The organism is Tropicimonas sediminicola (assembly GCF_900188335.1).
Lineage (GTDB): Bacteria > Pseudomonadota > Alphaproteobacteria > Rhodobacterales > Rhodobacteraceae > Tropicimonas > Tropicimonas sediminicola.
In genome coordinates, this window is sequence record NZ_FZOY01000001.1 from 332,764 (window position 1) to 350,020 (window position 17,257).

Below are 17,257 nucleotides of genomic sequence, written 5' to 3' on the forward strand. Positions count from 1 at the left end.
GGGGCGTCGAAGGGGCCGCTCTCGGCACATGCCCCATTGTCGACGGCGCGGGCCGGGACTAGCCTCCGCCCATGGCTCAAGACATCGAAACCAGACTGGTCGCTGCAATCGCCGCGCGCAGGGACTCCCTGATCGGCCTCACGCAGGACCTGATCCGCATCCCGACGCTCAACCCGCCGGGGCGCAACTACCGGGAAATCTGCGATTATCTCGACGGGCGGCTGTCAGGCTCGGGGTTCACGGTCGAGCTGATACGGGCCGAGGGCGCGCTGGCCGACAGCGACGCGCATCCGCGCTGGAACATCATCGCGCGTCGCGAGGGCCGGCGGGCGGGCGAGACGGTCCATTTCAACTCCCACCACGACGTGGTGGAGGTGGGCAACGGCTGGTCGGTCGATCCGTTCGGCGGCGACCTGATCGACGGGCGCGTCTATGGCCGCGGGGCCTGCGACATGAAGGGGGGGCTCGCGGCTTCCATCATCGCTGCGGAGGCCTTCATCGCGACCTGCCCGGATTTCGCCGGGGCGGTGGAGATCTCAGCCACCGCCGACGAGGAATCCGGCGGCTACGGCGGCGTCGCCTACCTGGCGGAGAAAGGCTGGTTCCACCCGTCGCGCGTACAGCACGTCATCATCCCCGAGCCGCTCAACAAGGACCGGATCTGCCTCGGCCATCGCGGTGTCTGGTGGGCGGAGATCGAGACCAAGGGGCGGATCGCTCACGGCTCGATGCCGTTCCTCGGCGATTGCGCCGTGCGCCACATGGGGGCAGTCCTCGCCGAGATGGAGGCGACGCTCTTCCCGCTGCTCGCCAGCAAGCGGACGGCGATGCCGGTCGTGCCCGATGGGGCCAAACAATCCACGCTGAACATCAACGCCATCCATGGCGGCGAACCGGAGCAGGACCCGGATTACACGGGCCTGCCGGCGCCCTGTGTTCCCGACCGCTGCCGGATCACCATCGACCGGCGCTTCCTGATCGAGGAGGACATTGCCGAGGTGAAGGCCGAGGTGGCGGCGATGCTGGAACGGGTCAAGGCGGAGCGGCCGAGCTTCGACTACGAGATCCGGGACCTCTTCGAGGTGCAGCCCAGCATGACCGAAGAGGACGCCCCCGTGGTGCGGACGGTGGCGCGCGCGATCGAGAAGGTGCTCGCGACGCGCCCCGATTACGTCGTCAGCCCCGGCACCTACGACCAGAAACACATCGACCGCATCGGCCGGCTCAAGAACTGCATCGCCTATGGCCCGGGAATTCTCGACCTTGCGCACCAGCCTGACGAGTGGGTCGGCGTGCAGGACATGGTGGACAGCGCCACGGTGATGGCGCTGACCCTGGCCGAACTGCTGCTGCCGGACGCGGGCGCATGAGGCGCCAGCGCGGCGCTCGCGCCTGTCCGGGGTGGCTTGCGCGGGCTTGCGGCGCGGGATCCGGGTATCTGATCCAGGAAGAGGCTGCGGCACTATCTTCTTGGCAAAAATACCCAAATCCGACCGTGCCGGCTCACGCGGCGTTTGAATGATGCTCCGAAATCCTTAGGCTCCGCCGCATGGTTCATTATGCCGCCACGCGTCTTGTCTCGCTCGCCCTGTCGCTGATCGCGGCGAGCCTGGTGATCTTTGCGGTGGTGGAAGTCATTCCCGGCGATCCCGCCGCCTACATGCTGGGGCTCAATGCCTCGCCCGAGGCGGTTGAGGCGCTTCGGCGGGATCTTGGGCTGACCGGGGGGCTGGTCGAGCGCTATCTCTCCTGGGCGGGCGGGATGCTGCGCGGCGATTTCGGCACCTCCTACACCTATCGCGTGCCGGTGGCCGAACTGGTGGTGCAGCGGCTCGGCGTCTCGCTGCCGCTGGCGCTCTACGCCCTCGCGCTCTCGACCCTGATCGCCCTGCCGATCGGAATGCTCGCGGCGGCCCGGCGGGGGCGGGCGGTCGATTACGGCATCATGGGGGTGACGCAGCTTGGCATCGCAGTGCCGAACTTCTGGTTCGCGATGCTGCTGGTCGTGCTGCTGGCGATCACGTGGCAGGTCTTTCCCGCCGGTGGCTTTCCCGGCTGGGACGCCGGGGTCGGGCCGGCGCTTCGGGCGCTCACGCTGCCGGCGGTGGCGCTGGCGCTGCCGCAGGCCTCGATCCTCGCCCGCGTGATGCGCTCGGCGCTGATCGACACGCTTGGGCAGGATTATATCCGGACGGCGCGGGCCAAGGGGCTGTCGGAAGGGCAGGCGATCCGCAATCACGGGGTGCGCAACGCGCTGATCCCCGTGCTCACGATCATCGGGCTGCAGTTTTCCTTCCTGCTGGCCGGGGCGATCATCATCGAGAAGGTCTTCTTCCTGCCCGGGCTCGGGCTGCTGATCTTCCAGGGGATCACGCAGCGCGACCTGGTGGTGGTGGAATCGGTGGTGATGCTGCTGGTCTTCGCGGTGATCGTGGTGACCTTCCTCGTCGACCTCGCCTACGCGGCGGTCGACCCGCGGCTGAGGCACGGGCGATGAGGGTGCCGGTGCAACTCGTTCTCGGGGCGGCGCTCTTTGCGCTGTTCCTCGGCGCGGCGCTCCTGTCTCTGGTCTGGACGCCCTTCCCGGTGACCGATCTCGACATCGCGGCCAAGCTGGCGCCTCCGGGGGGCGGGCACCTGCTCGGCACCGATCACCTCGGGCGCGACATGCTCTCGATGCTGATGGCCGGCGCGCGCACCTCGATCGCCGTGGCGCTGGTGGCCGTCGGCATCGGCATCCTGCTCGGCGTGCCGCTTGGGCTGGCGGCGGCGGCGCGGCGCGGTTCGCTGCTCGACGAGGTGATCATGCGCGGCAACGACCTGATCTTCGCTTTTCCCTCGCTGGTGATCGCGATCCTGATCACCGCGGTCTTCGGCCCCTCGGCGCTCAACGCGATCCTGGCGATCGGGATCTTCAACATCCCCGTCTTCGCCCGCGTGGCGCGGGGAGCGGCGCTGACCGTCTGGCCGCGGGAGTTCATCCTGGCGGCAAGGGTGGCGGGCAAGGGCGCGGCGCTGATCTCGGCCGAGCATATCCTGCCCAACATCGCCAATCTGCTGGTGGTGCAGGGAACGATCCAGTTCTCTATGGGTGTTCTGGCCGAGGCCGGGCTCTCCTATGTCGGGCTTGGCGCGCAGCCCCCGACTCCCTCCTGGGGGCGGATGCTGGCTGATGCGCAGACCTTCTTCTACGGCTACCCGCGGCTCGCGATCCTGCCGGGGCTCTGTATCGTGCTGACAGTGCTGGGGCTCAACCTGATGGGGGACGGGCTGCGCGACCTGCTCGACCCGCGGCTTCGGAGGAATGTCCGGTGATCGCGCTGGAGGGGGTCTCTGTCGGGATCGGCGGCGCACCGATCCTGCGCGACGTCTCGCTCGCTCTGGAGGCCGGGCGGATCCTCGGGCTGGTCGGCGAGAGCGGTTCGGGCAAGTCGATGACGGCACTCTCGGTGATCCGGTTGCTGCCGCAGGGAGCCGCGCTCGGGGGCAGGGTGCTGCTCGAAGGGCGCGAGCTGACGGCGCTTTCGGAGCGGCAGATGTGCGCGGTGCGCGGCGCGGAGGTCGGGATGATCTTCCAGGAACCGATGACGGCGCTGAACCCGGTGCAATGCATCGGCGACCAGGTGGCCGAGACTCTGCTGGTGCATGGCGCCGCCGGCCGGTCGGAAGCGGCGTCGATCGCCCGGGAGCGGCTGGGTCGCGTAGGGCTCTCGCCGGACCGGTTCCCGCTCGGGCGCTATCCGCACGAATTGTCCGGCGGGCAGCGTCAGCGGGTCTGCATCGCGCTCGCGGTCGCGCTCCGGCCGAAACTGCTGATCGCCGACGAGCCGACAACCGCGCTCGACGTGACCACGCAGGCGCAGATCCTGTCGCTGATCCGGGAGCTGGTGCGCGAGGAGGGGATGGCCTGCCTGTTCATCACCCATGACCTCGCCGTGGTGGCGGAGATGGCCGACGAGGTGGCGGTGATGAAGGCGGGAGAAGTGGTGGAGCACGGCGCCACCGCAGGCTTGCTGCGCGAGATGCGGCACCCCTACACCCGCGCGCTGTTCGAGGCCTCGCGGCATCGGCCGGAACGCGCGGTGCGCGAGACCGGAACGCCGCTGCTGGAGGTGCGCGAGGCGGTTCGGGATTACCCGCTCAGGCGGAGCCGGCTCTTCGGGCCGAGGCCGTCCTTTCGCGCCGTGGACGGGGTGAGCCTCACCCTGGCGCGGGGCGAGAGCCTTGGGCTGGTGGGCGAATCCGGTTGCGGGAAGTCGACTCTGACCCGCGCAATCCTCGGGCTCGAAGCCCTGCAGGGGGGCGAGATCCGGCTCGACGGGGCCGAGGTCGCTCCGGGGATGCCGGCAGAGCTGCGGCGGCGGATGCAGGTGGTGTTCCAGGACCCCTATGGCAGCTTCAACCCGCGGCACCGGGTCGGGCGGATCCTGTCGGAGCCGTTTCACCTGACCGGGCGGCCGGAGGATGCGGAGGCGCGGATCGCAGAGGTGCTGCGCGACGTCGGGCTGCGTGCGGAAGACGCGGAGAAGTTCCCGCACGAGTTCTCCGGCGGGCAGCGGCAGCGGATCGCGATAGCGCGGGCGCTGATCACCCGGCCGGAGCTGATCGTGCTGGACGAGGCTGTCTCGGCGCTCGACGTCTCGATCCGGGCGCAGATCCTCGATCTTCTGGCCGACCTGCAGGCGCGCTTCGGGCTGAGCTACCTGTTCATCTCGCACGACCTGACGGTTGTGCGGGCGATCACCGACCGGGTTCTGGTGATGCGGGCGGGCAAGATCGTGGAGGCCGGGCCCACCGAGGCGGTGTTTTCCGCGCCGGAGCATGCCTACACGCGGGAATTGCTGGCGGCGGCGCCGGTTCTGCCGGCGGCCTGAAAACCGTGGTCGGCGCCGGGGGGCAGCCCCCCGGAGCCCCCCGGGATATTTTCGGACAGAAGAAGCTGAAGCGGGCGCTTACTTGGTCAGGATGAGCTTGCCGGCCTTGGTGATGCGGAGCGTGTAGACCTTCTCGTCGAGGACGATCTGGGCGAGGCCGTTTTCGCCGGTCATGGCGCGGGCGTCGAAGGTCGGGCGGCCGGGAAGGGCGGCGGAATCGGTGAGGCTGATCGTGTTCATCATGGTCATCGGTGCGACTCGCTCTTGGTCTGGAGGGGGGAGGCATGGAGCTCGAGCCCGTGGCAAAGGCCCGGGGCGTTCGGCGGCAGAACGACCGTCGGGGACCTGTGGGGCATGGAATCTGGCATCGGGCTCTCCTTGAATGCGGATAGCCTACTAAAACACTTTGGATTGTCAATTCCGATTAATTTTATCGGGAATGTATTGCGGGCGGGCTTTCAGGCGCGAACCGCATGGTTTGACAGGCCGGGAGGCTCCGCGCCGGGCACCGGGCGGGAAGCGGCTGTTGCTGTGGAGGGCACGGGTCAGCCCATGTCGTAGGGGGGAAGCTGGCCGAGCGCCTCGCGCAGGGCGCGGCCCCAGCCTTCGGAGATCTCGTTGTAATAGGGGTTGTCCCGGGTGATCCGGTCCTCGTGGCCGATCTCGAAACTGTCGGCGACATAGGTCTGGAGATCGAAGGGCATACCGACCGATAGGTTCGCCTTGAGCGTGGAATCGAAGCTCACCAGCAGCAGCTTGATCGCGTCCGGAAAGGTGAGATCCTCGGAGAAGCCGCGCAGCAGCATCGGCCGGCCGTATTTCGTCTCGCCGATCTGGAAGAAGGGCGTGTCCTCCGAGGCCTCGATGAAATTGCCCTCGGGATAGATCAGGAACAGGCGCGGCGGGCCCGGGTCGATCTGGCCGCCGACGATGATGGTCGCGCCAAAGGCGGAATCGGCCGCCTGGCCCTGGGTCGAACGCTCGGAGATCACCTCGCGCAGGGTCTCGCCGACCAGACGGGCGACCTGGAACATCGAAGGCTGTTCGAGGATCGAGGGGTTGCGCTCGCCCTGCGCCTTGCTGCGCTCCTCCAGCACGCTGATCACCGCCTGGGTGGTCGCGAGATTGCCGGCGGTCATCAGGGTGACGAGACGCTCGCCGGGCACGCACCAGGTGTGCATCTTGCGGAAGGTCGAAATGTTGTCGACGCCCGCGTTGGTACGCGTGTCGGACATGAAGACAAGGCCGCGCTTCATGCGCAGGCCGACGCAATAGGTCATGGGCGTGCTCCGGTTTGCCGCAATGGCAAGAGCCTATTGTTGGACCTGTATGTCAACGCCCAAGGTCTCGCTTCCGGCCTGGCCGGTGTGCAGGCCGGAGATCGGGGCGGCCTCGGAGTAATCCAGCCCGGTGGCGACGCGCACGTAGCGCTCGTCTGGGCAGACCTCGTTCGGCACGTCGAAACCGACCCAGCCGAGGGCGTCGATATGGACTTCGGCCCAGGCGTGGCTCGCTTCCTGCGACACCTGATCGTTCAGGAGCAGGTAGCCGGAGACGTAACGCGCCGGGAATCCGAGTTGCCGGGCGGCGGCGATGAAGACATGGGCGTGATCCTGGCAGACGCCGGAACCGGCATGCAGCACCTCTTCGGCGGTGGTCGTGGTGGTCGTGGTGCCGGTCTCGTACTTGACCGCCTCCAGCACGCGGGCCGACAGCGCATGGCAGCGCGCGATGTCGTCGTCGTAGTCCCCGGACAGACCCTTGACCAGCGAGCGGATCGCCATGCCCTGCTTGGTCAGCGGCGTCTGGCGCTGGAAGTACCACAGCGGAGCGTAGCCGCTGTGCCGGCCAACCACGCCGTTGGTGTCGGAGGTCTCCACCTCGCCCTGGCTGGTGACCACGATCTCGTGCCCCTCGCCACCGAAGGACATGAGCATCACGTCGTTGGCGTTGTGGTCGACGAACTCCAGCTCCTTCTTGCCGCCGGAAACCTGGGTCTGCCAGGTCACGACGTTCTGTCCGATGCCCTGTTTCGGCGTCAGCCGGAGTTGCTGCAGCGCGAAGGGGACGGGCTCGGAATAGGTGTAGGTGGTCCGGTGCTGGATCGTCAGGCGCATGGCTTATCCATAGAAGCGGTAGTCGGATTCGATGGTGGAGCCCAGCCGCGCAAGGTCGGACAGGAATTCCTGGATGAACTCGTGCAGGCCGGCGTCGAAGATCTGCTCGGTCGTGGTCGAGGCGAGACGTCCGACGAGCGCTTCCACCTGTTCGTGGCAGGCGTGGCGCGTGCCGTATTCCTTCTCGAGGTAGGACATGTTGGCCCGCGCCTTGGCGGCGCAGAAGGCCAGCGACCGCGGCATCCGGCTGTCGAGGATCAGGAAGTCCGCGATGCCCATGGCGCTGATGTCCGGCCCGTTCAGCCAGCGATAGGAACTCTGCCCGCCGACGGCGCGCAGGATGTTCTCCCATTGGACGTTGTCGAGCGCGGAGCCGATATGGCTGACCGATGGCAGCAGCACGTAATATTTCACGTCGAGGATGCGCGCGGTGCTGTCGGCGCGCTCCAGGAAGGTGCCGGCGCGGGCGAAGTTGAACACGTCGTTGCGCAGCATTGTGCCGTGGGTGGCGCCGCGGACCTGGGCGTTCTGCTGCCGGATCAGGCTGAGAACGGCCGGCAGATCGCGGTCGCTGACCTGGCGGGACAGGGCGGTCCGGACGTTCATCCAGAACTCGTTGGTCGATTCCCAGACCTCGCGGGAGAGCGCCGTGCGGACCATGCGGGCATTGTTGCGCGCCGCCTCGATCATCGACAGCACGCTCGAGCTGTTCGCGGTGTCGCGCAGCAGGAAGTTGACGACCTTCTGCTGATCGAAGGAGTCGTTGCTCTCTAGGAAGGTCTGGCGGACGCCGGTGGCGTCGAGAATGCTCGACCATTCGTCGGTCGAGCTCGCCGGTCGTGTGAGCGCGTTGCGCAGGCCGGCCTCGATGAGGCGCGACGTGTTTTCGCTGCGTTCGAGATAGCGGTACATCCAGTAGAGACCGCCTGCTGTCTTGCCGAGCATCCCGCTATTCCTCCAGCACCCAGGTGTCCTTGGTGCCGCCGCCCTGGCTCGAGTTCACCACCAGCGATCCCTTCTTCAATGCAACCCGTGTCAGCCCTCCTGGCGTCAGGTCGATTCCCTGCGGCGAGACCAGCGCAAAGGGGCGCAGGTCGACGTGGCGCGGCGCGAGGCCGGCCTTGGTGAGGATCGGGACGGTGGAGAGCGCCAGCGTGGGCTGGGCGATGTAGTTTGCGGGCCGGGCCTCCAGCTTGTCGCGGAAGGCGGCCAGTTCCTTCTTGCTGGCGGCTGGGCCCACCAGCATCCCGTAGCCGCCCGAGCCGTGCACTTCCTTGACCACCAGTTCCTTCAGGTTGTCGAGCACGTAGGCAAGGCTGTCGGGGTCCGAGCAGCGCCAGGTCGGCACGTTCTCAAGAAGCGCCTTCTCGCCGGTGTAGAACTCGACGATGTCCGGCATGTAGGAATAGATCGCCTTGTCGTCGGCGATGCCGGTGCCGGGAGCGTTGGCGATGGTGATGCCGCCCGCCCGGTAGACGTCGAGGATCCCGGGCACCCCCAGCATCGAATCCGGGCGGAAGTTCAGCGGATCGAGGAAATCGTCGTCGACGCGGCGGTAGAGAACATCGATCGCCTTGTAGCCCTCGGTCGTGCGCATGGCGATCCGGCCATCCACGACCCGCAGGTCGGTGCCGTCGACCAGTTCGGCGCCCATGTTGTCGGCCAGGAAGGAATGTTCGAAATAGGCCGAGTTGTGGATGCCGGGCGTGAGCACGGCGAGCACCGGCCGTCCGCTCGTCGCCGGCGGCGCGCAGGCCGAGAGCGAGCGTGACAGGCGCGTCGGGTAATCCTGCACCGGTCGCACGCGGATCTTGCTGAACAGCTCCGGGAACATCTGCAGCATCGTCTCGCGGTTCTCCAGCATGTAGGAGACCCCCGAGGGCGTGCGCGCATTGTCCTCCAGGACGTAGAACTGGTCCTCGCCGGTACGCACCAGGTCGGTGCCGACGATGTGGGTATAGACGTTCCCCGGCGGCGAAACGCCGATCATCTGCGGCAGGAAGGCGTCGTTGTTGGCGATCAACTCGACCGGAATCCGACCCGCGCGGAGGATCTCCTGCCGGTGATAGATGTCATGCAGGAAGGCGTTGATCGCCCGCACCCGCTGGTCGATGCCGCGGGTCAGCTTGTCCCATTCGCGGGCCGACAGGACGCGCGGCACGATGTCGAACGGAATCAGCCGCTCGTCGGCCTCGTCCTGCCCGTAGACGTTGAAAGTGATGCCCGTGCGGCGGAAGAACTGCTCCGCCTCCTGGGACTTCTTGCGAAGCCGAGAGAGATCCTCGCCTTCGAACCATTTGCTGTATTCCTTGTACGGCCGCCGGGGATCTCCCGATGGGCCGTGCAATTCGTTGAAAAACGTACCCGTCTCGCTCATGCGATCACCTTGACTGCGCCCGCTGGCGGCCGCAACTGGCTGTTTTCTTTTGCGGCTTCATGTCCGCACTCTTCTCTCGAAGTGTTCACGAACCGGTGGTGTATTGCGACAGTTTTTTGGACCGTTGCACAATATTCAGGCGGTCGGTGGGGCGACTTCGAGCCAGATGGTGATCGGGCCGTCGTTGACCAGTTCCACGGCCATGTCCGCGGCGAAGCGGCCGCGTTCGACGGGGGTGCCGAGGCTGGCCAGGTGGTCGGCGAAATGCTCGTAGAGACGGCGCCCGGTCTCGGGGTCGGCGGCCTCGGAAAACCCGGGGCGATTGCCGCGGCTGGTATCGGCGGCGAGGGTGAACTGGCTGACCACCAGGGCCGCGCCGCCGATGTCGGGCAGGGAGCGGTTCATCTTGCCGGCGTCGTCCTCGAAAATCCGCAGCTTGGAGAGCTTGGCCGCGAGTTTCTCGGCCTCGGTCTCGCTGTCGCCGCGCATCGCGCAGACCAGCGCCAGGACCCCGGGGCCGATGGAGCCGATCACCTCGCCATCGACCGTCACGGAGGCGCGGGTGACCCGCTGGATCAGCGCCCTCACAGGCCCAGTTCGGCGGCTGTGGGCGGGTTGGCCCCGGCGCGGCTCACGGTGACGGCGGCGGCATCGCCTCCGAGCTTGAGCGCGGCGGCGAGATCGGCCTCGGGGATGTCCTCCAGCCCGGCCTTGCTCAGCCGGCCGGCCCGCTTGAGACCGGCGAGGAAGCCTGCGTTGAACGTATCGCCCGCACCCACCGTGTCGACGACCTCGACCCGGTTGGCAGGCACGCTGTGCTGGCGGCCCTCCATGAAGGCGGTCACGCCCTTGGCCCCCTCGGTGACGCAGATCACCTTGGGCCCCTTGGCGAGCAACTGCCCGGCCAGGTCGGCCAGCGTGCCGTCGCCCGCGAGCCAGTGCAGATCCTCGTCGGAGACCTTCACCACGTCGGCGGCGGCGATCATCCGGTCGATCCGGGCGCGGTAGGCGGCCTCGTCCTTGATGAAGCCGGGGCGGATGTTGGGGTCGAGCATCACCAGGCGCTTGCCGCTCTCGCGCAGCGCAAGCGCCTCGTAGGTTGAGGCGCAGGGCTCCACCACGAGGGAGATGCCGCCAAAGAACAGCGCCTCGACCCCGTCGAGCGCTTCTGGCGCCGGCAGGTCCGCGGGGGTGATCATCCTCCCCGCAGTGTTCTCGTCGTAGAAGGCATATTTCGCGTGGCCCTCGGTCAGTTCGACAAAGGCCAGCGTCGTTGGCCGGTCGGAGCGGGCGCAGAGCGCGTAATCCACATCGCTTGCCTGCAGCGCCGCCTCGAGACGGACGCCGAACAGGTCGGTCGAGAGCCCGGTGAAGAAGCGCGACGGCGCACCGAGGCGACCGAGCGCGATCGCAGTGTTGAAGACCGCCCCGCCCGCAACGGGCGAGAAACAGGGTTCGGATGCGGTGGACACGCGCGGCAGCATGTCGATCAGGGCTTCGCCAGCGCACAGGATCATCGTGTCCCTCCCATCCCGGTTTGCGGTTTTCATCTCCTAGCGCCGTCCTCGGAAAAGGTCCACAGCCGCCGCCGATCCTGCTGCAGGTCAAGGTGGACCGGGGCCGCCGGTGGTATGATCGCGGCGTTGGGGAATCGCAGTCGAAGGAGGAGGAAATGGTCGAGAAATCACACACCAGCGGCTTCTGGCCGAGCCTCTACGAGCCGTTCCGCGGCCTCGGCGAACGGGTGTCCGAATGGGTCGCCCCGGCTGCCGAAGCATCCGGCGCCGAAAACGCCTACCGGATCGCCGTGGAGCTGCCCGGCGTGGAGGAAAAGGACATAGACCTGAGCGTGGAGGAGGGCGTGGTGACGCTGTCCGGCGAGAAACGCACCTCGCGCGAGGAAAAGGGCGAGACCTGGTTCTTCAGCGAGCGCCAGTACGGTTCGTTCAGCCGTTCGTTCCGCCTGCCGCCGGATGCCGACGGCGCAGCGGTGGACGCGCATCTGAAAGACGGCGTGCTGACGATCACGGTGCCCAAGCGGACGCCCTCGGTCGATCCGTCCAAGCGGGTGAAGATCAAGGCCGGGTAGCCTGACCTAGAAACCCTGGGGCAGGGTGGTGCTGAAACCGCCCTGCTCCTGCCCGAGGTAGAGCAGCAGCCCCGCCGCGATGAGCGCGACGAGAACGGCAAGCGCGATTTTCCAGGCGGAGTAGGGCCGTTCGCCCTTCACCTCGCCGGTGCGCGCATTCACCACGAAGCGATAGGACTTGCCGCGGAAGCGATAGGCCGCGAGCCAGACCGGCAGCAGGATGTGCTTGAAGGTCACGTTGCCGTGCCGGGTGCGGGCGTCGGTGATCTGCTGGTGGTCGCCGCCGATGTCGCGCCGGATGTCGGCGGCGATCACCGCGTCCATCTTGCGCTGCGCATAGCCGAAGCCGGGTTCCAGGTCGACGGTGTAGGCCTCGGCGATGTAGCCGGCGAGGTATTCGGGCCGGAAGGGCACCAGCTTGGCCAGGTCCCACGGGTCGAGCGCGTCGACGTATTGCCGGGGCAGGCTGTCGGCGGCCAGCACCAGGACATCGTCGAAATCCCGCGCCACCCGGCCCTGCACCGCGCGCCAGCGGGTCTTGCGCACCCGCACGTTCTGACGCTTGCCGTTCACGACGCGGGTTTCTGTGACGTAGTAATCGTCGCCCCGCCGCCCCCGGTACTCGGTGCGCGTGCGCGAATCGTAGGTCCAGAAGGGGACGTAGATCCCCTTCATCCGCCGTCCCTTGCGCGCGTATTCCTTGAGCCCGCCAGGCGCGAACCAGAGCCGGCCGAGCCAGTCCGACATCGCCTTGCGGGCGGTTTCCTCGGTCAGGGCAAAGGGCAGCACGGCGGTGGGCTTGAGGTGGCGCTGGATGCCGGTATCGGTGACCACGGGAGAGGCGCAGAACGGGCATTCCGTGGCCTGCTCCGCCTCGCCCATCTCGAAACTCGCGCCGCAGCTCTCGCAATGGGCGGTGCGGGCGGAGACGATCTCGCCGGGGGGCAGGTCGCGGCGCAGGCCGCGCTCGTAATCGAGTTCCTGCAGCGCCTCGGCCCATTCGCCGCGTCCGCCCGCGCTCACATGTTCAACATGCCCGCAATGGTCGCAGACCAGGCTGCCACGGTCGGCCGAGAATCGCAGGTCCGCCCCGCAGGCGGGGCAGGGAAAGCGGTGCTGCTCGGCCACGGCTTCGGTGGCCGGGCCGGCCGCGTCGTCGTCTGTCCAGGGCGTGTCGGACACCTTTGCCTCCGGTTCAGGCGCCCGGCGGCGGGGGCGGCGGCAGGATGGTGAAGAGCTGCGCCAGCTCCTGCACGTCTTCGGCCGGTTTCCAGCCGTCCTGGCCGGGCGTCCAGACCAGGCTCTCCCGGGTCAGCTCGCCGGCGCCCGCCATGCGGCCCATGTCGGCCTTGGAGAACGGGCCGGAAGTCTGGCCGGCCTTGGCGATGTGCCAGACATGCTCGACCGGCGGAGGGGGCGGCGGCGGGGCCGGTTGCACCGCGGCCGGAGCGGCATGCGTCTGCGGTGCGGCGCCCCAGGGGCCGGCCGCATAGCCCGGGTTCGCCATCTGCGCGCCCATCGCCATGCCCATCCCGGCGCCGAGCCCGGCGGCCATGCCACCGCCAGCCGGATTGCGCGCCGCGGAGGTCATCGCCTCGGCGGCGGAATACTGGGTGAACTTGCCCAGATCGCCCGCCAGCCCCATCGAGGTGCGCTTGTCGAGCGCCTCTTCCACCGCCGGGGGCAGCGAGATGTTCTCGATGTAGAATTCGGGCATCACCATGCCGTAATCGGCCAGCACTTCCGAGACCTTGGCGGCGATCAGCTTGCCCATGTCGGCGGTGTTGGCGGCCATGTCGAGCACCGGGATGCCGGAACCCGCCATCACCCGGCTGCTTTCCTGCACGATGATGTTGCGGATCTGGAAGGTGATTTCGTCGGTGGTGAACTCGCCGTCGGTGCCGACGATCTCGGTCATGAACTTCGCCGGGTCGGTGACGCGGATGGAATAGGTGCCGAAGGCGCGGATGCGGGTCGGGCCGAATTCCGGGTCGCGCAGCATCACCGGGTTCTTGGTGCCCCACTTCAGGTCCGTGAAGCGGGTGGTGTTGACGAAGTAGATCTCGGACTTGAAGGGCGACTTGAAGCCGTGATCCCAATGCTGAAGCGTCGTCAAGATCGGCATGTTGTTGGTCTCGAGCAGGTAGAGACCGGGGGTGAACACGTCGGCGAGCTGCCCCTCGTGCACGAACACGGCCGCCTGGCCCTCGCGCACCGTCAGCTTGGCGCCATACTTGATCTCGTGCCCCTCGCGCTCGAACCGCCAGACCAGCGTGTCGCGGGTGTCGTCGGTCCAGTGAATGACGTCGATGAACTGGCCGGAAAGGAAATCGAAGATGCCCATCGTGGCGCTCCTCCTAGATGAATTCTGTCAACTCTCGCCGCCAAGAAGCTCGTTCGCGATCTCTGTCACGATCGGGCGGGCGGTGGCGGCGTCCATGCCGGTGCTGAGACGGCGGTCGTACAATATGCGCAGCAGCAGCTCGTCATGCCGGGTCAGCAGGGCGAACTCCTCGTCGTCGTTGAAGATAGAGGGCCTGGCGGCGGGGCTGTCGTTGGCCAGCCCCATGCCCTGCGCCAACTCCTCGTGGATGCAGGAAAGCCGCAGCAGATCGGGATGTTCGGCCCGGATCACGGCGACGGCGCGGGTATAGGCCGGGTTGCTGCCCTGCGAGAAGGCGAAGACGAGGCAGAAGGTGTCCCGCTGCATGTCCTCCACCGTGCGCACCGCGGTCTCGCCAATCCCCGGGACCATAGCCCGCAGTTGCGGGCCGTAATTGCGCCGCTCATCCTCGTGCAGCATCAGCACGTGGAAATTGGCGTTGTTGCCGGAGGTGACGGAAACGGGATGCCCGGACGCGATGGCGAGCCGCCGCGCATAGGATTGCAGCGACGCGCTGTCCTTGCGGCGCTGCTCGGGGGAAACCGTGTCCCCGAACACCATCTGCATCCGCACCGGGGCCTGCCAGCGGCGCAGCTGGCTTTCCGTCTGCTCCGCAACAAGGGTGCCGGCGCGGGAGACGTATTCGTCGTAAAGCGCGATGCGGATGAAGTTCTTGGCCAGCGTATGAGCCGCGAAGGGCGTGTCCGGCCCGCCGCCGTCGGTGCGCAGAAGGCCCTGCGCCAGCAAGTCCGCCTGCACCCGCGCGTAATGCTGTTCGAGCTCGTAGGACGCGCTCGACCGGGTGGGCGCCTGCACGTCGCCAGCGGTCGCCGTCGCCTCGGGACGGGGCGGCGGAGCGGGAACGGGCCCACTCGGCGCTGTCGCCTCGCAAGCTGCAAGCAATGCCAGCGACACCGCCAGCAGGCCGTTCCGTGCTGCCGCTCCGCTCCGCAAGATCAACCTGCCGGGACGGCGGTCGAGGCGGTGTCGCCCAGACCGGTCTTGCGGGCCTTTGCGGAGGCCAGCGTGTCGCGCAGTTCGTGCTCCATCTTGATCAGCTCTTCCTCCGCGGCTGCGCGGCGCGCCTTGCCCTCGTCGGCGATGGCGAGGCTTTCGTTGATGGTGGCGATCAGGTCCGCATTGGCCTGTTTCACCGCCTCGATGTCGAAGACGCCGCGCTCCATCTCCTCGCGCACGACCTTGTTGGTCTCGCGCAGGTTCTTGGCGTTGGCGGTCAGCAGCTCGTTGGTCAGGTCGTTGGCCTCGCGCACCGCGGTCGCGGCTTCGGCAGACCGCTGGATGGTCACGGCCTGCGCCAGTTGCGTCTCCCACAGCGGCACGGTGTTGACCAGCGTGGAATTGATCTTTGTCACCAGCGACTTGTCGTTTTCCTGCACCAGCCGGATCGACGGCAGCGACTGCATCGTCACCTGGCGGGTCAGCTTCAGGTCATGCACCCGGCGCTCGAGATCGTCGCGGGCGGCGCGCAGGTCGCGCAGCTCCTGCGCCTTCATCACCTGATCGGCTTCCGGGGCCGCCGTCACCTCGGCCTCCTTGGCCGGGATCACGGACGTGTCCATCTCCTGCAGCTTGGCCTCGCCCGCGGCGATGTAGAGCGCCAGCTCGTCGTAGAAATTGAGCGTCTTGTCGTAGAGCAGGTCGAGCGACTTGATGTCCTTCAGCAGCTTGTGCTCATGGCCAAGCAGGTTGTCGGTGATCCGGTCGATCTGGCCCTGCACGTCTTCGTAGCGGGCGACGAAATTGGCAAAGGGCGCGGTGCGGCCGAGGAGTTTCTCCCACCAGGTGCGCTCCCGGCGCACGTCCAGCTCCGACACCGAGAAGCCCCGGATCGTGGTGACGATGTCGCGCAGGCTGTCGCCGGCGGGACCGACGTCCTTGTTCTTCACGTCGGCCAGCATCGCCTGCGAGATTTCCTGCAGTTCGGCCTGCGCGGCCGAGCCGAAGGACACGATCGAATTCGTGTCGCTCATGTTGATCTCGTCCATCCGCTTGCGGATCTCGGCCGAGACCGGCGCATCGGCGGCCTCGAGCGGCACGATGTCGGCGGCAGGCGCCGGCTCGGGCAGGATCACGGCTGTCACCTCTTCGACCTGCGTCAGCACTTCGGCGGCTTTCTTCTGCACTTCCTGTGACATGATCATCCTTCCCTGAAGATCCGTTTCAATCCATTCTCACGCCTTCACGCTGCAACCGGTCGCGCAGAACCTCTATCTCGACATCGAGCGCCGTGCGGTCGGACACCATCAGCGTTTCGGTCTTGGCGCTGAAGTTGCGCTCGAGGTCGTCCAGCAGGGCGACGTAGTTGGCCTTGGCCTGCTGGTCGCGGTTGCGGGCGTAGATATCCGCGAACTTGATCGTCGCCTCGGCCGCGCCCTGCAGGTAGACGACCAGGAACTTGCGCGCCGCGGTCAGGTCGCGCGGGTCTTCCTCGACGGTGCGGCACATGTGGCGGGCGGTGGCCTGGAAGCCCTCGACACGGCGCTCCAGCCCACGGTCGCCGGCGCGCTGGATCGCGGCGCCCATGCGGGCGAGCTGTTCCTCGGCCTCGTCGACGACGCGGGCGACGCGGTCCTGCTGGAAGCTGTCCACGCCGTCGACGTTCTTGTTCGCCAGCGGATCGATGCCGAAGGCGGTCAGGTGCAGCACGACGGCGATCGCCCCGTAGAGCAGCGCCTGCCCGAGGTTGCCGCCATCGCCGGCCATCAGCGCCAGCACGAGACCGAAGCCGGTCAGCACGGCGGCGATGATCTTGCGGGGCAGGGCCGGGCGGCGCGCGACCTTGCGGGCGTCATAGGCGGCCTCGGCCTTGAGGCCCTCCGACAGGGTGAAGACGGAGAACACGAGCACCGCCGCGGCCGCGAGGTCCAGCGCCATCCCGGCGGGGCCGTGGCCGAATGCGGAAAAAAGCAGCGGGATCGGCGCGAGATAGAGCAGGTTGACGCGCGCGGCGCCCCGGGCTCTTTGCGCGGTGGTGGGGCGGGACGGCGCGGGCGATGCGCCGTTGCCGGAGGTCCCTGCGTCCGGTGAATACTTGCCGCCGTACCGCTGGGCCATCACATGCCTCCGATCATGCCGAGGGAGACGCCGAAGATCAGCACCCATAGCAGGATGAAGGCGATCCGCGGCACCAGCCCGCTTGCCATGGGGCCCTGGTCAAACGCCTTTCCCGCCGATCCGGCGAGCGCGGCCCCGGCCAGCGCGATCCCGACCACCAATGCGACCATGACGACCAACGCCAGAGCGAGAGACATGAGGATTCGCATGTGGTTGCCCCCTTCGACCCACCTGTTCATGTTTATACGACATGGATGTGAACCGGGCCAGCGTCAAGGAAAGGCACGGCAATTCCGGCCGGGGGGCTCCCGCCCGTCGTCGGCGCATCAAGGATGCGCCTCC

18 protein-coding genes are annotated in these 17,257 nt (G+C 67.5%); 5 read left to right on the forward strand and 13 right to left on the reverse strand.

Going from position 1 to position 17,257, the window contains the following annotated elements; translation table 11 throughout:
- Positions 1 to 71 precede the first annotated feature (71 nt).
- The 4 genes from CHB86_RS01520 (at position 72) to CHB86_RS01535 (ending at position 4,874) form a co-directional block, all read left to right on the forward strand.
- On the forward strand, positions 72 to 1,370 hold the full coding sequence (locus tag CHB86_RS01520) for an acetylornithine deacetylase/succinyl-diaminopimelate desuccinylase family protein (protein ID WP_089230780.1): 1,299 nt from the start codon (positions 72 to 74) through the stop codon (positions 1,368 to 1,370).
- Between the two features lie 179 nt (positions 1,371 to 1,549).
- A complete protein-coding gene (locus CHB86_RS01525) occupies positions 1,550 to 2,497 on the forward strand; it encodes an ABC transporter permease (protein ID WP_089230781.1) in 948 nt (315 codons plus the stop codon).
- Positions 2,494 to 3,315 (forward strand): ABC transporter permease, encoded by an 822-nt coding sequence (locus tag CHB86_RS01530; protein WP_425445400.1) that lies wholly within the window; start codon positions 2,494 to 2,496, stop codon positions 3,313 to 3,315. The genes CHB86_RS01525 and CHB86_RS01530 overlap by 4 nt, the downstream gene beginning before the upstream one ends.
- Entirely contained in the window at positions 3,312 to 4,874 is a 1,563-nt protein-coding gene (locus CHB86_RS01535) for an ABC transporter ATP-binding protein (RefSeq protein WP_089230782.1), read from the forward strand. Before CHB86_RS01530 ends, CHB86_RS01535 begins: the two co-directional genes overlap by 4 nt.
- A 78-nt stretch (positions 4,875 to 4,952) precedes the next feature.
- On the opposite strand, the gene hemP is transcribed toward CHB86_RS01535, so the two are convergent.
- The 7 genes from hemP to CHB86_RS01570 all read right to left on the reverse strand — a co-directional run bounded on the left by hemP (position 4,953) and on the right by CHB86_RS01570 (position 10,885).
- Positions 4,953 to 5,114, reverse strand: coding sequence for a hemin uptake protein HemP (gene hemP / locus CHB86_RS01540; RefSeq protein WP_176442764.1), 162 nt, complete (start codon positions 5,112 to 5,114; stop codon positions 4,953 to 4,955).
- A gap of 305 nt (positions 5,115 to 5,419) precedes the next feature.
- The gene (locus tag CHB86_RS01545) at positions 5,420 to 6,154 is read right to left on the reverse strand and encodes a proteasome-type protease (protein WP_089230783.1); all 735 of its coding nucleotides are present in this window, start codon (positions 6,152 to 6,154) and stop codon (positions 5,420 to 5,422) included.
- A gap of 33 nt (positions 6,155 to 6,187) precedes the next feature.
- Positions 6,188 to 6,991, reverse strand: coding sequence for a transglutaminase family protein (locus CHB86_RS01550; protein WP_089230784.1), 804 nt, complete (start codon positions 6,989 to 6,991; stop codon positions 6,188 to 6,190).
- A gap of 3 nt (positions 6,992 to 6,994) precedes the next feature.
- Positions 6,995 to 7,936, reverse strand: coding sequence for an alpha-E domain-containing protein (locus tag CHB86_RS01555; protein WP_089230785.1), 942 nt, complete (start codon positions 7,934 to 7,936; stop codon positions 6,995 to 6,997).
- A gap of 4 nt (positions 7,937 to 7,940) precedes the next feature.
- Positions 7,941 to 9,368 carry a circularly permuted type 2 ATP-grasp protein gene (locus CHB86_RS01560; protein ID WP_089230786.1) on the reverse strand — a complete coding sequence of 476 codons (1,428 nt, stop codon included), beginning with the start codon at positions 9,366 to 9,368 and terminating at the stop codon, positions 7,941 to 7,943.
- A 135-nt stretch (positions 9,369 to 9,503) separates the two neighbouring features.
- The gene (gene dtd / locus CHB86_RS01565) at positions 9,504 to 9,956 is read right to left on the reverse strand and encodes a D-aminoacyl-tRNA deacylase (protein ID WP_089230787.1); all 453 of its coding nucleotides are present in this window, start codon (positions 9,954 to 9,956) and stop codon (positions 9,504 to 9,506) included.
- Positions 9,953 to 10,885, reverse strand: coding sequence for a carbohydrate kinase family protein (locus CHB86_RS01570; RefSeq protein WP_089230788.1), 933 nt, complete (start codon positions 10,883 to 10,885; stop codon positions 9,953 to 9,955). Before CHB86_RS01570 ends, dtd begins: the two co-directional genes overlap by 4 nt.
- 155 nt (positions 10,886 to 11,040) lie before the next feature.
- On the opposite strand from CHB86_RS01570, the gene CHB86_RS01575 reads away from it, so the two are divergent.
- On the forward strand, positions 11,041 to 11,457 hold the full coding sequence (locus tag CHB86_RS01575) for an Hsp20/alpha crystallin family protein (RefSeq protein WP_089230789.1): 417 nt from the start codon (positions 11,041 to 11,043) through the stop codon (positions 11,455 to 11,457).
- A 6-nt stretch (positions 11,458 to 11,463) separates the two neighbouring features.
- Here the strand turns inward: CHB86_RS01575 and CHB86_RS01580 are convergent, their stop codons facing one another.
- The 6 genes from CHB86_RS01580 to CHB86_RS01605 are packed head-to-tail and all read right to left on the reverse strand — an operon-like array spanning position 11,464 to position 17,124.
- Positions 11,464 to 12,639, reverse strand: coding sequence for a TFIIB-type zinc finger domain-containing protein (locus CHB86_RS01580; RefSeq protein WP_245837696.1), 1,176 nt, complete (start codon positions 12,637 to 12,639; stop codon positions 11,464 to 11,466).
- 13 nt (positions 12,640 to 12,652) lie between these two features.
- Positions 12,653 to 13,801 (reverse strand): SPFH domain-containing protein, encoded by a 1,149-nt coding sequence (locus tag CHB86_RS01585; RefSeq protein WP_089230790.1) that lies wholly within the window; start codon positions 13,799 to 13,801, stop codon positions 12,653 to 12,655.
- 27 nt (positions 13,802 to 13,828) lie between these two features.
- The gene (locus tag CHB86_RS01590; protein WP_425445401.1) at positions 13,829 to 14,794 is read right to left on the reverse strand and encodes a DUF2927 domain-containing protein; all 966 of its coding nucleotides are present in this window, start codon (positions 14,792 to 14,794) and stop codon (positions 13,829 to 13,831) included.
- Between the two features lie 2 nt (positions 14,795 to 14,796).
- Complete coding sequence (locus CHB86_RS01595) at positions 14,797 to 15,996, reverse strand: toxic anion resistance protein (protein WP_089231577.1); 1,200 nt, start codon at positions 15,994 to 15,996, stop codon at positions 14,797 to 14,799.
- A 25-nt stretch (positions 15,997 to 16,021) separates the two neighbouring features.
- Positions 16,022 to 16,915 carry a 5-bromo-4-chloroindolyl phosphate hydrolysis family protein gene (locus CHB86_RS01600; protein ID WP_089230791.1) on the reverse strand — a complete coding sequence of 298 codons (894 nt, stop codon included), beginning with the start codon at positions 16,913 to 16,915 and terminating at the stop codon, positions 16,022 to 16,024.
- Positions 16,915 to 17,124 carry a hypothetical protein gene (locus CHB86_RS01605; RefSeq protein WP_089230792.1) on the reverse strand — a complete coding sequence of 70 codons (210 nt, stop codon included), beginning with the start codon at positions 17,122 to 17,124 and terminating at the stop codon, positions 16,915 to 16,917. The genes CHB86_RS01600 and CHB86_RS01605 overlap by 1 nt, the downstream gene beginning before the upstream one ends.
- Positions 17,125 to 17,257 lie beyond the last annotated feature (133 nt).

Coding starts and splice junctions, on each gene's coding strand:
- CHB86_RS01520 (WP_089230780.1), top strand. CDS start 72: ATGGCTCAAGACATCGAAACCAGACTGGTCGCTGCAATCGCCGCGCGC.
- CHB86_RS01525 (WP_089230781.1), top strand. CDS start 1,550: ATGGTTCATTATGCCGCCACGCGTCTTGTCTCGCTCGCCCTGTCGCTG.
- CHB86_RS01530 (WP_425445400.1), top strand. CDS start 2,494: ATGAGGGTGCCGGTGCAACTCGTTCTCGGGGCGGCGCTCTTTGCGCTG.
- hemP (WP_176442764.1), bottom strand. CDS start 5,114: ATGAACACGATCAGCCTCACCGATTCCGCCGCCCTTCCCGGCCGCCCG.
- CHB86_RS01545 (WP_089230783.1), bottom strand. CDS start 6,154: ATGACCTATTGCGTCGGCCTGCGCATGAAGCGCGGCCTTGTCTTCATG.
- CHB86_RS01550 (WP_089230784.1), bottom strand. CDS start 6,991: ATGCGCCTGACGATCCAGCACCGGACCACCTACACCTATTCCGAGCCC.
- CHB86_RS01555 (WP_089230785.1), bottom strand. CDS start 7,936: ATGCTCGGCAAGACAGCAGGCGGTCTCTACTGGATGTACCGCTATCTC.
- CHB86_RS01560 (WP_089230786.1), bottom strand. CDS start 9,368: ATGAGCGAGACGGGTACGTTTTTCAACGAATTGCACGGCCCATCGGGA.
- CHB86_RS01570 (WP_089230788.1), bottom strand. CDS start 10,885: ATGATCCTGTGCGCTGGCGAAGCCCTGATCGACATGCTGCCGCGCGTG.
- CHB86_RS01575 (WP_089230789.1), top strand. CDS start 11,041: ATGGTCGAGAAATCACACACCAGCGGCTTCTGGCCGAGCCTCTACGAG.
- CHB86_RS01585 (WP_089230790.1), bottom strand. CDS start 13,801: ATGGGCATCTTCGATTTCCTTTCCGGCCAGTTCATCGACGTCATTCAC.
- CHB86_RS01595 (WP_089231577.1), bottom strand. CDS start 15,996: ATGTCACAGGAAGTGCAGAAGAAAGCCGCCGAAGTGCTGACGCAGGTC.
- CHB86_RS01600 (WP_089230791.1), bottom strand. CDS start 16,915: ATGGCCCAGCGGTACGGCGGCAAGTATTCACCGGACGCAGGGACCTCC.
- CHB86_RS01605 (WP_089230792.1), bottom strand. CDS start 17,124: ATGCGAATCCTCATGTCTCTCGCTCTGGCGTTGGTCGTCATGGTCGCA.